This is a genomic window from Sinomicrobium endophyticum, from assembly GCF_052983315.1.
In genome coordinates this window covers 350,078-363,450 of the sequence record NZ_JBRKIS010000025.1, presented here as the reverse complement: position 1 = coordinate 363,450, position 13,373 = coordinate 350,078, and the positions used below count along the sequence as shown (strand labels likewise).

The following is a 13,373-nucleotide window of genomic DNA, read 5'->3' as shown; positions in this document are numbered from 1 at the left end:
ATTTATAGTGATTTGTTGTTATTGATGAAGATTGCCCTTCGGCATGCCCAATTGGTACAACCTGCAACTTGTAACCTGCAACCTTGAACTATTTATAATTTTATGATGCGTTTGCCCTGGTAAACATTCCCTTTGCCATCATACTGGACGACGTGTTCCCTATGGCATTGCGAACATCAGCTTCAGGTCTTTGGTAACCGGGGCGTTATCTTCATTGGTTTTCATAATATCTGCCATGAATTCCCACCACTTCTGCATTACAGGATGATCGGGGAGGGAATCCACGGTATGGTTATCCGCAACTTTCATCAACGCAAATAAAATATCGTTCTCTTCATCGAGAAAAATGTGGTATTCCCGTATACCGGAATCCGTAAGCAGAGACTGCAATTCCGGCCATATTTCATCGTGTCTTTTCCTGTATTCGTGTTGTTGACCTTTTTTCAGGTACATTTTAAAAGCTATGGTTTTCATGGGTTGCCTGCTATTTAATGATGATCCGAATATCCTTGTTACTCTTTGCTTCGGGTGATATGGTAAGCGTTTTTTCCTTTTCACTATACTCTACGGCAGCCTTTTTTTCGTTTATTGCAACAGAGACCGGTTTTTTGTCCGTATGCACTTTTATTTGATAGGACCGGTCGGCAACCTTGTATTTTCCTTCCGGTGTTTTGATGTCTATAGCAAATCCTTCCGGGTTTTTTTCGGCGGAAATATGTGTAATGGCATAGTTCCCCTTTTGATAGTCGGTACTTATACCGTCATCGTCATACAGATCAAATGAGGATTTTTCACCCGGATAGATATCCAGCTTTATGGTATCTATGGTTTCCTCACCGACATAATTTACCGGTTTTTGAGAAGGAATAATAGCCCCTTCCCTAACAAATATAGGCATCTGGTCCAGCGGGCATACTACGTTCAGGTATTGTTTCCCATCGTGGGTTTCTCCTGTCCAATAGTTGGTCCAGTTGCCTTCGGGCAGGTAAACAACACGAGTCTGGGCTCCTTTGGTGGTCACAGGGCATATCATCAGGTCCCGGCCCAACAGGTACTGGTCAGTGATATTATATACATTGGGATCGTCCTGGTAGTGAAGGACCAATGCGCGCATAAGCGGAGTGCCCTTGGTGTACATCTCATAAGAATAGCTGTACAGGTAGGGGAGCAGACTGTAGCGGAGCTTCGTGTATTTGCGGAAGATTTCCAGCGCCTCTTCACCATAACTCCAGGGTTCTTTATAGGTAGGATGATCCATGCCGAACAGGTGAGCTACCGGGCTGAGCAGACCGAACTGGGTCCATCGGATATAGAGCTCCGGGTCTGCCTGATGCTCAAAGCCTCCCGAACAATGTGCCCAGTATCCCACACCGGAAAGCCCGATGTTAAGGCCGGCTTTTATAACGGGTTCAAAGTATTGCCATTCGCTTGGCCAGTCGCCGGCGAAGATAAAAGGATAGCGTTGTATCCCCGCGTAACCCTCGCGGGTATGGTTCATACCCCGCATGTTGTTCTGTTCTGCAAATTTTTCGTAAGGTGCTTTGGCATAAGCAATGGGAAATATATTGTGAAGCATTTTAATGCTTTCTCCCTGCGGCCCTGTTTTATTACTTTCGTTAGCTTTATGGCCAAAAGCGCTTCCTTCGTCGGTTTTAAAAAACATGGCCCCGATACCGGCAACCCGCATGGCTCCGTTCTCCCACCACCAGTCTACTGATTTCTCGTCGAAGAAATTTACAAACTCCCCGGGCGTGCCGTTTTCAGGATAAGTATACCCTTTTTTCCGGGCCTGGTCCAGAAGGTCCAGTTCGTTCCCGTTGTCGAACCGTGGCCTTACGTGCAGCCCTACCATATGCAGGTTTTGGGCATACAGGCTATCGAACATGGCTTCGGGATTTTTAAAGGTTTCCCGCCATTCGAAAGTGGTAGCACCGCTACCGCCGTTTTTTCCGAAAATTCTCCAGGTAGAGTCCAGGTGAAGTACATCAATGGGAATTCCCATATCGCGGAATTTTTTTACCAGTTCTACGGGGTATTGGTCGGATGTCTTTTCTTCATGTCCCCAGGTCCCGCCGCTGTAGGTGCCTACCTGTAATCCCAGTCCGAAATAAGGCAGTAAAGGAGATTTTCCTGTAATGGAAGTATAGCTGTCCAGTATGGAAGGAAAGTCCGGTCCGTACATAAAATAATAATCCAGTTCCCCGCCTTCTGCCTGAAAACTGTACATCTCATCAGACCCGGACCCCATATCCCATGTTGTCGGCCAGGCATTGTGGAAGAAAATTCCGTATCCCCGGGTACTCATAAAAAAGGGCACCGGCGAATAATTGGCCTCCAGGACATTATATGCCCCGATAATATGTGGTTTTCCTAATCCTCTACCTACGTTAAGCCTTACTTTTTTACCTCTTCGATCGAGGAAATCCATACGTTCGCCAAAACCGAAAAAGCTTTCTCCGGGAAAAAGCTTTTTGGCAGAGCCCACGGATTTTCCTTCGGCAAAACCTCCGCCCGAAGGCATATTTTCAGAAGACAGTATATTCCCTTCTTTATCATAAATGTCGAGTTGAAAAGGATTTTTTTGTACATGTAAGGTAAGAAGCGCTGTCTTTATCACATATTCATCATTTTGATCCGCGGTTTCTATTTTTATCCCGGGCCAGTCGTATGTCGATACCATCCAGGGTTCGTTTTCTTCGAACTCTCCGTTCCAACTGGTTCGAATTCTTACAATGCCTTCTCTGCAAAATTCCAGTTGTACGTCGGCATTTGCTCCGGAGAAAAATATTTTATTGTCTTCCTGTCTCACGGAGCGCACCTTCCCTATGCCGGTCTGAGCGAAACAAAAGGTTTGTATTACAGTACAAAAGAGAAAAAAGAAGGAAAACGTTATTGCTTTGTTCATTGTAGTTGTTGTGTATTTTCTGGGGTTATAACTTAAATAATTTCGGTTTCGAATAAAAGGCGGCCGCGAAGAGCATATATTGTTTATGACAAAGGTCCATATCCTGTACCCTCTCTTTGCGACCGTTCTTAACAAAGGTAATTTTAATACCCTGGATTTTGCTCGTACAGTCCCGGAACAGATAATAATTCCTGTAACGGAATGGGATATAACAGCGAATTTTCATCGATGGTATTGATGTTATCGGAATTATCTACCTGGACCTTCCAGTCGTTCATTATATCCACGGCATTACCCGAGCGGAAGAGATCGAACCAGCGGGAGCCTTCGGAAAAGAATTCTTTTCTTCGCTCCTCGAAAAGCTCCTGAAGAGACACACCGGAGGCATCCCTGTCAAGACCGGCTCTTTCCCTTACGTCGTTTACGATATTGTCTACATCCGCCTGGGAGCCACCACCACCACCTTGCAGGGTACATTCGGCCATGAGGAACAGCACATCGGTGTATCGGAGAACTATAAAATCGATGCCCCAGTCCGTACGGCCGTCCCCGTAACGGGAAACATCGGCATATTTGATAAATATGGGTTCGTTGTAAAACCCTTCATGCTTTCCGGAATTTACGGAAAAAGTATCGACAATACCAAATTGTGCCCGTTCGTCATCCGGATCGAATTTTTGCCGAAACTCGCTGGATATGGGTCTTCGTTCCAGGGCGCCCTGGTCTGACAGTCCGAATGATGCGAAGTACTGATCGCTGGTAACTTCGACGGGGAAGTTTCCGCCTACACCATTACCGGTATTGCTTCCGTAGGGAATAACCAGTACGTTTTCCTTGTTGACACTTCCTTCTACTTTAAAAATACTGTCGTAGGAAGATCCGAAGGCATAGAGTCCGCTGTCTTTGATATCGCTTAGTTGTTGGTAGGCCTGGGCCCATTCGTCGAGGCCCATTCCGGGGCCTTCTATACCGTAATCCGGGCTGGAACGCGTCATATGTGCCAGTGCCAGAATACCCTTGGCGCCGAAGCGTGTCACCCTGCCGTAGTTAGAATCATCATAGGCAGGGGGCAGGTTTTCCGCTGCAAATTCCAGATCGGAAAGTATAAGATCATAGATGTCACTTACTGGTGATCTCTCTATCTGGGCAACTTCCTGGGGGGTCAGCGTCCGATCCAGCAGCGGGACTTTACCGAACCAGCGAACGAGATCAAAATAACAGAAGGCCCGCAGAAACCTGGCTTCTGCACGCATGATGTTCCTTTCTGCTTCGTCCGTTATTACCGTACCGTTTTCATCCAGTTTTTCCAGTAATTGGTTAGCCTTGTAAATAGCGTTGTAATTGGTAGTGTAGGCTTCCTGAACATAAGAATTGGAAGTTATGGAAGTAAAAAAGTTGTTAATACCTTCCCAGGTACGGGAAGCTATGGTCGTGGCATAAAGGTTGTCCGACCGTGTTTCGCTAAGATTTAGTATCCTGTTGGCATAACCATAAGCATTGGATCCGTGGAAGGCCATCGAATAGGTAGCGTTTCGCGCCTGAAGAAAATCATTTTCGGTAGCGTAGAAGTTCTCTGTGGTCCCCGAAGACAGAGGTACCTGGTCCAGGTCCTTTTCACAGGAAGTGAAAAGGGCGAGAACAAAGAACGGGATTGCAATAAATGTATATCGTTTCATGTCATCAGGAGTTTTTAATTAAAGGTTATATTAAGCCCGAGAATAAGTGATTTTGCCAACGGCGCGCCACCGTAATCTGCCGGAACAGGATATCTGGAATCACTGCTTGCCGGGGCATTGGTAGCTTCCGGGTTATAACCACCATCATATTTATCCCAGTAGAACCAGTTTTCCGCGGTTACGTAGACACGGGCATTGTCTATTTTTTCACTTTTCAGGGCGTTGGTAAGATTGTATCCGAGCGTGATGTTACGTATACTCAGGTAGTCCGATTTGTAGAGCCAGTCCGTATTGGTCACATAACCGAAGTTGGTTTTCCAGTTACCCCGCTTTGCCGGGTCTACATCCAGGTTATTTTCCCCGGAGGACATTCCCGTACGATTGATAGCTCTTCCGAGCAGCCCGTAAACATGTCCGCCGTTTTGCCCTTGTAACAGGACGTTCAGGTCAAAATTCTTATACCGGAAGTTGTTGGTGATCCCCCAGATATACTTCGGGAAAGGGTTGCCTGCATCCACACGATCTTTTTCATCTATTACGCCGTCATCGTTCTGGTCCACGTATTTGGGATCTCCGGCCACGGGCGTACCCCCGCCGTACACGGCTGCCCCTTCGGTCACATCCTGTTCGCTCAGCACCCCGTCCTGAACGATGGTATGAATAGTATACATGGGTTTACCGACCTCAAGGATGATAAAGGGAATGGGACTGTAGCCGGATGAGATCTCTATACGATCCTGCTCGGGACCGAGGGCCAGTACTTCGTTGGCATTATGGCTTATGTTGAAAGAGGTATTCCAGCTGAAATCCCCCGTCAGGTTGTAACTGGTTATTTCCGCTTCCCATCCTTTGTTCAGCACTTTCCCTACATTTTCCAGGTAACTGGTGAACCCGGATGCCGCCGGAGCCGGAACCTGTAATAAGAGGTCGCTGTTCTCTTTGCGATAAACATCAAATGAACCGGAAATCCTGTTGTTCAGCACACTGAAATCCAGCCCGAAGTTGCTGCTTCTTGACTCTTCCCAGTGAAGTGACGGGTTGGGAATGGACGCGACACCCTGTCCCAGCGCCGTGTTTTGTCCGAGGAAATAATTGTAGGCGCCCAAAGTAGAATACCAGGCATAGTTACCAATATTATTGCTGCCGTTTATACCATAACTGGCACGTAATTTCAGTTCACTGAGCCAGGAGATATTCTGCATAAATTCTTCCTGTGAGATCCTCCATCCTCCGGATACGGAAGGGAATACACCCCAGCGGGAATCCGGTCCGAATTTTGAAGAACCATCCCATCGAATACTGGCAGAAAGCATGTATTTTTCTTTAAAATCGTATTGCGCCCTTCCAAAGTAAGAGATAAGAACATTTCTTGAAGAGCTGGTACTCCCCGTAGATCCCGAAGGAAGTGTTTCTATGGTAGAATTGTTATATCGGTTTCCGGAAGAAAGCCCCGAAGATGTGATCTGATACCTGTTATAAGAATGCCCCAGTATTACGGAAAGATTGTGGTTGTCCTTAAAAGTATTGGTATAGGTCAGCGTATTTTCGTTCACAATATTCTGTCTCCGGTAGGTCCCGTAATCTCCGCGGATACTTTCCAGAACGTCGTTTGGCAGATAGGTTTCCGAAGTATTGTCCGCGTTGTCAAAATTCACGGAACTTCTTATAGTCAGCCCATCCATAATATCATAACTCACATACGAAGAGATGAGGTTCCGGAACATGGTGTATTTTCCTTTCCGGGACAATCTCGGAAGAGGGTCGGTATTACTGCTTCCCCAATCGTAGCGGATGGTGTATTTTTCCCCGCTGTCGTTGGTTGTGCTTTCCTGTATCGGGGCGGTGGATATGGCTTTGTGAAGTGTATTGTCTTTACCTTCTACCCCGGGATCATTACGTACGGAATACGTGGGGGCCAGGTTGATGCCCATTTTAAGCCTGTCGGAGAATTTGATATCTATATTGGCCCTTGCACTGAAGGCTTCGTAGTCCGTACCTATAATATATCCTTCGTTCTTTTGATAGTTCCCGGAAATGTAATAATTAATGGCTTCCGTAGCGCCGGATGCAGAGAGTTGGAAGTTATTGAAAATCCCGGTCCGGAAGATGCGGTCCTGCCAGTCGATATAGTCCAGGCCTGGATGGCCTTCCATGTCCCACCTGGGGTCATACATGTACGAGGTGTTGAATTGATCGCCGGCCAGTACTTCGGATTCCCGGTTGTTGTCTATCAGAAACTGGTTATAGGTACTCCTGCGCTGATCTACGGATTGGTCCGTCGTAGCTCCGGGAACACCGGAGTTCATCCATTGGTTATCGATCATTATCTTAGACCTTCCGATCCATTCGTCCGGACTTAGCATGTCTACCCTTTTGGATTCCTTGGAGATCCCGGTATATGCGTTAAAGGTAAATTTGGCATTGCCTGTTTTTCCCTTTTTGGTGGTTATCAGGACCACCCCGTTGGATGCTCGTGATCCGTATATTGCCGCTGCCGCTGCATCTTTCAGGATCTCGATAGATTCTATATCGTTGGGATTGATATTGTCCAGCGGACTTCCGTTAGAAAAGCTCCCGTTCTGATTCACACCTTCCGTATGCAGGGGAAACCCGTCTATAACATATAAGGGTTCATTTCCCGCGGAAATAGATCCTGTCCCCCTTATATTTATACTGAAAGGCCTTCCCGGAAGACCCGTGGTCTGTTTTACCCGTACTCCGGCGATCTGTCCTATAAGGCCCTGATCTACCCGCGAGATGGGGCGCTCCACAAAATTGTCGGTTTTCAGGGTGGCGATAGACCCGGTGGTGGCTACCTTTTTCTGGGTTCCATAACCGATAACCACAACTTCTTCCAGTTCCGAATTACTTTCCTTGAGAGAGACGTTTATAGTGGAAGATGCCCCTATGCTTCTCTCTATTGGTTCCATTCCCACATAAGAAAAAGTCAGCACGTCGCCCTCGGAGGCCTCGATTTCGTAGTTTCCGTCAAAGTCGGTGACCGTACCGATCCTCGTTCCTTTTATAATAACATTTACTCCCGGTAAAGGAGTGTCCTGGGCATCGGTAACCGTACCTGTTACAAATGTCTGTTGGGCAAAGCCTAAGGTGCAGGTAAAAATGCACAAAAGAAAGCTCCATAAAGTTTTGTATTGGTTTTTCATCTGGTTTGATGTTTTATTGATTGAAATGGTTTGGTAAAACCATATTTCCCTCTTTTTGTTCCCGGGAAAAAGAGAGAGGAATTAAGTCAAATGTATTTAGAACTACCCGGTGAAGTATCCTGTACTATGCTGGTAAGGGGACAGGATGAGGGGATAATGGCCGACAGGAATATTTTGTAAAAATCCCCGGGAAAACATCTCCCGGGGATTTTCATATTACTGTAATGACGGATCAATAGCCCGGATTCTGCCAGGCGGATTTTTCCGAATCCGATAAGTTAGAGCCATCTTCGTTTAGTAAACCATCGATGAACGATTGTGGTATCGGTCGAAGCTCATGCTTATTGGTAGTAATGTTAACAGCTTCCGGGTTAAAGGCCTGTGCCCGTTTGATCAAAGTCCCCGTACGGGACAATGTTTCCCAGCGTTGCCATTCACCCAGCAATTCGCGGGTACGCTCGTTAAGAATAAAATTCAATGCCCGCTCATAGCTGCCCGAAGCGCCGATTTTAGCCAGGACAGCCTCATCTTCTTGTGGTAAGTTATCAGGAAATGATGTTAATCTCAGGTCGGATGCTTCCGTAGTAACAGGGATTGCCGGATTTGACAGATAATAGGTATTCATGTTTAAGTTCGAATAGATATAATTCTCCGCTGCGCTCCCGGTATTCAGGGAATTGTTTTCAAATGCCCGGGAACCATCCGTGTAGTAGGATCTGTTTTCTCCGCTTTTCCATTGGGCTCTTTCGCGAACAACGTTAATGTCATTCATTGCATTGCCGTATTGGTTAAGACGGACATAGCATTCGGCTCTTATGAGATAGGTCTCTGCCAGACGTGCCATAGTTACATCGCGATGGGCGTCACCCTTTTCCGCAGTACGGGAGCCATCGTCCGTTTTATTGATCCCGGCAAAGAAATTACAAACAGGCTGGTTTCCGAAGCGTGGGGCCACATATTCCCCGTTTTGATATAAAACAAGTGAGTTGGGGACCCATTGTCCCGCTTCACTGGCCAGGGACCCGGAAGATGGTGTTTGACGGCTGCTCAATTTCCATTCCGGCAAACGACCTTCTGTATCTTCCCAGTCGGGATTTTGAACATAAGCGCCAAAATTGTAGTTGTTGTAAGTATTGTCATCCCTGGTGTTCAGGATCATAACAATTCCCGGATCTCCTGTTTCTACACCTGTATTTTGTTCCGGAATGTTGTTCACCCCGTAAACTGTTTTAAAGGTTTTCCACATACGGGCATCGTTTACGTGGTCAAAAACAGCATAACTGTATTCGGTAGGCCTGCAACGTTGAAAATCCATACCTCCTATCCATACACCGCGTCGGACCCAACCTCCTGAGAAGCTGGAGAATTGAGGTGTGAAGTAATTATAAGTACGGTTTCCGAAACGCCCTTTGGTTGACCCGTCGGCATTGTGTCCGGCAGCCATCAGAATTTCATCGAGTTGTTCGGTTTCCGAATCAACTCCTGACCAGTTGGCGTAAAGATCGCTGTAATTATTGCTTAATGCTCCACGGGCACCGATAGCATAAGTACAGGCTTCTATAGCTTCGTTAAGATCGGTTTCTTTATAGGAACTGTTCCAAGAATCATTGCGTTCGGAAGAACGGAACAACAAGGCCTTTGCAAGGAAATGAGCGGCAGTGGCTTTGGTCCAGGTAATTCCTTTGCCATAGGTATAAACTTCCCCTTCAAAGAACTCATAGGCATTGCGGAAATCGGAGATTACCTGCTCCCAGCATTCCTCTTCGCTTGCCCGTTCGAAATTGCGAACGACTCCGACAGCAGGCTCGGTCTGAAGCACAACTCCTCCATATTGTGCAGTTAAACGATAGTAGTTATAACCACGTAGAAAGTAAGCATGGGCCAGACAACGATTTCGGGTCTGCTCATTTTCAATGACTTCGGGTGCCTTGGCGATTATGGTATTGGCAGATGCTATACCATAATACATCTGGTCCCAGAGAGCGGCCGGTGAAGTAGCATTGCCGTTGGCAGCGCCGGTTTCCGGACTGGCACCTAACGGACCGAGGCGGTTGTCATAGGTATTCCACATCTCGTTGGTCAGGTCATTGGCGTTTGTAAATTCATCGGTTCCGTACAAGGTAATTCCGTATGCCCATTCAAAGCCGAAATGCCATCGGATATTACCGTAGAGAGATACGGCGAGCTCTTCGAGCCCTTCGGGCGTGTCAAAATAATCCGTTGAATACTGGTTCTTCAATTCTTCATCGAGGAAATCTTTGCTGCAGGAGCATACGGATAACCCCACGATCAAAACAAGATAAATCGCTGTATTTTTAATGATATCCATTTTTGTATATTTTTAAATATGTTTCCATTTCGCATTATTTATATTCCAATGTCAATTCCAAGGGCAAAACTGCGGTTGAATATGGTAGAATTCACGTCGAAATCGTACCAGTCCAGGGATTGATAGATACTACCCGGATTAAGGGCCTGAGCATAAATTTTCATATTGTTCAAACCGAGTTTAGCACAAAGATCACTGGGTAAATTGTATCCTACAGAGATAGTTCGGATTTTGATAAATGAAGCCTTTTTGAACCCTAAGATCCCGGAAAAGTCATCCTGTGACCCGGAAGTAGCCTGCCCGAGAATAGGCTTTTGAAATTCGGCGCCCGTATTTTCCGGGGTCCAGTAATCAACTTTCATTTGATTGCTATGGGCTGTCATAGATTGTCCTCCCAGGGAGGCCATATACCCCAGACGTGAATAGGTGTTTATTCCCAGTTCAAAACCTTTATAGACAAAGTTGTTGTTCCATCCGATAGTCCACCTGGGGGCACTGTTACCTAAAACAACGCGGTCTTCAGTGGTCATTTCATAGTCGCCATTCTGGTCTTTGGGACGCACATTTCCCGGCGAAAAATCATAGCCGTTGGCATTCCATCGTTCCATTTCAGCACGATCTTCAGGGGTATCCTGCCATATACCTTCATTGTCATATCCGAATTGAACTCCGATAGATTGGCCTATGAACCATTGGTTATCTACCATATCGTTCCTTCCGTATGCCAATTCTTCTATTTCGTCCTTTTGCCAGGCCGCATTTATATTGGTATCCCAGGCGAAGCCGCCTTTTGTTTCTATCGGGGTTGCGTTAAGCGTAACTTCAATCCCGCGATTGTTTGTTTTGCCTATATTGGCATAGGTAGAGGGGAAACCGGTCAGGGTAGGGATATTAACTTCCATGAGCAAATCCCTGGTATAGGATTTATAAGCTTCAATACTACCGTTAATCCGATTGTTGAACATTGCAAAATCCAGACCGATGTTATATTGGGTTGTTTTTTCCCAGCCCAGATTGGGGTTGGCCATAGAGAGTTGATTATTGGAGTAGTACGGTTCATTGGTGGTGTACCCTACCTGGTTCCCTACACCGTTAAACGGCAGGTATATTTGCGTAATATCTCCTTTGGTTGCATAAGGGGAAACAGCGGAATTTCCCGTGGTACCTACGCCAAAACGAAGTTTCAGGTCGGTAAGCCAGTCCGTATCGCTCAGGAAATTTTCCTGTTTAATACGCCAGGCTAGTGCCGCCGACGGGAAAAAGTCCCATTTATGGCCTTCTGCGAGTTGGGAAGCGCCGTCCCAACGACCGGAAAAGGTAAATAAATAACGATCGTCGAACCCGTAATTTACACGAACCATATAGGAATTGAGCTGGCGTTCGATAAGTCCGGAACTCATACTGGCATTATTGTCGGGGTTGGTAATATCTATGGTGCCGAAAGCATTCCACAAGTACGATTCCTTAGGGATGTTATTTGCACTCATGGCCGATTCTTCGATATTCCAGGATGAAGCTGTTTGAAGCAGGGTAACCCCTATATTATGAATATCGGAAAAGGTTCTGTTATAGGAAATGATATTATCCAGGGTCCACGACATGTCCCTTCGGTTCCTGAGACGGGCATAGTTGGTGCCGGGACTGCCGTCGGAGTTGATACGGTGTGCCGAAGCACCATCGATATAGACACCCTCTCTCCAGTGACGGAAATCCGGGCCGAAACTCATTTTATAGCTCAGCCCTTCCAGGGTTTCTGTTATTTTACCGATGTCAAAGGTTACAGAGAAACTTCCCAGAGCACGCATGGTTTGGGATAATTGAGTGCTTTTGTTCCATTCATCCATTATTGTATAAATTCCGGATTCCCCCCCGGGATTGATGATTAAGTTACCTTCCGTATCATAGGGAACGGCCATATTGTAGACAGATTTGGCGGCACCGTAGATAGCATCGGGAACAGAATTACTGCGCCCTCCTAACCGGGACATCCCGTAATCCTGTTCACTCCACGTTACGTTCATGGAAGCGTTTAAAGTAAACCAGTCCGTGGGCTTTATCTCCGCACTGAGTTTCGTGGTGTAGCGCTCATAGTGCTGCCCTTGTTGTGTTCCTTCATTATTTAAATATCCGAAAGAACCGTAAGCATTCATCTTCTCGGTACCTCCGCTTGCACTGATGTTGTGTTCGGTGGTAATCCCGGTTTTTGTCACAAAATCGGTCCAGTCCGTATTCGTAACCCTGGAAGGGTCCCAGGTACCGTTTTCCCAGCCTTTTAAAACATTGTCCCTGGAGGTTTGACCATCCAGAGCGCTATCAAAAATCACCCTGTCATTTTCATAGGTAGGGGCGTTTGGATGTGGGTAAGTTTCGGAATCCAGGTTATATGCGGCCCATCGGCGAAATTCGATAAAATCGGCAGCACTCATGGACGGAGCCCTGTCAACAATATCGGAGGTGGTCACCACTCCTGAATAATTCAGGGAGAATCTTCCGGGTTTACCTTGCTTGGTGCTCACGATAATTACACCGTTGGCACCACGCGAACCGTAGATCGCAGTCGCCGATGCATCCTTGAGGACGTCAATGGATTCAATGTCACGCGGGTTCAGGGTCTCAATAGCTGAAGCAGACATTAACGGCACTCCGTCAACGACATAAAGCGGTGCATTGCTCGCAGACAAGGAACGGTTACCGCGAATGCGGATTGTTCCGACAGTACCCGGACGTTGACTGCTTGTAATGTCTACACCGGCAGCTTTACCTTGTAAAGCCTCGAAAGCATTATTTACAGGTAATGTCATTAGTTCTTCCGAGCCGACATTGACAATGGCCCCGGTAACATCGCTTTTCTTCTGGGTACCGTATCCTATCACCACCACTTCGTCCAGCTGCGAACTGCTTTCCTGCATAACGATGTCTATGGTGAAAGAAGAACCTATAGTCCTTTCTACGGTCTCCATTCCAATATAAGAAAAAGTCAGTATTTCTCCTGCAGAGGCACTTATTTCATAATTCCCGTCAAAGTCGGTTACGGTTCCCGTCTGGGTGCCCTTGACCAGGACATTTACACCGGGAATCGGAACTCCGGAAGGATCGGTTACGGTACCTTGTACCGTTATCTGCCTGGCATGGCCTGTAGTACAGATTAACATACACAGGACAAGGCCGAATAAAGTTTTCATTTGGTTTTTCATTGGCTTGGTATTTAGTGGATTAATTGATAGTATACTCCTCCTGTCGGCGTATATGGGAAGATAATACTGCATAATCAAATGTATTCAGAGATACTTGTGTAAGTA

At 46.5% G+C, this 13,373-nt stretch carries 6 protein-coding genes; all 6 read right to left on the bottom strand.

Features of this window, described 5'->3' with window-relative positions:
* Positions 1–159 precede the first annotated feature (159 nt).
* The gene (gene rhaM, locus ACVBDU_RS10140; protein WP_447179631.1) at positions 160–474 is read right to left on the bottom strand and encodes an L-rhamnose mutarotase; all 315 of its coding nucleotides are present in this window, start codon (positions 472–474) and stop codon (positions 160–162) included.
* A gap of 10 nt (positions 475–484) precedes the next feature.
* Complete coding sequence (locus ACVBDU_RS10135) at positions 485–2,905, bottom strand: glycoside hydrolase family 31 protein (RefSeq protein ID WP_447179630.1); 2,421 nt, start codon at positions 2,903–2,905, stop codon at positions 485–487.
* 143 nt (positions 2,906–3,048) lie between these two features.
* Positions 3,049–4,581, bottom strand: a complete 1,533-nt coding sequence (locus tag ACVBDU_RS10130) for a RagB/SusD family nutrient uptake outer membrane protein (RefSeq protein ID WP_447179629.1) — start codon at positions 4,579–4,581, stop codon at positions 3,049–3,051.
* Between the two features lie 14 nt (positions 4,582–4,595).
* Positions 4,596–7,745, bottom strand: a complete 3,150-nt coding sequence (locus ACVBDU_RS10125; RefSeq protein WP_447179628.1) for a SusC/RagA family TonB-linked outer membrane protein — start codon at positions 7,743–7,745, stop codon at positions 4,596–4,598.
* A 232-nt stretch (positions 7,746–7,977) separates the two neighbouring features.
* A complete protein-coding gene (locus ACVBDU_RS10120) occupies positions 7,978–10,074 on the bottom strand; it encodes a RagB/SusD family nutrient uptake outer membrane protein (protein WP_447179627.1) in 2,097 nt (698 codons plus the stop codon).
* Between the two features lie 38 nt (positions 10,075–10,112).
* Positions 10,113–13,268: a SusC/RagA family TonB-linked outer membrane protein gene (locus tag ACVBDU_RS10115; RefSeq protein WP_447179626.1), complete on the bottom strand. Its 3,156-nt coding sequence runs from the start codon at positions 13,266–13,268 to the stop codon at positions 10,113–10,115.
* Between the last annotated feature and the right edge of the window lie 105 nt (positions 13,269–13,373).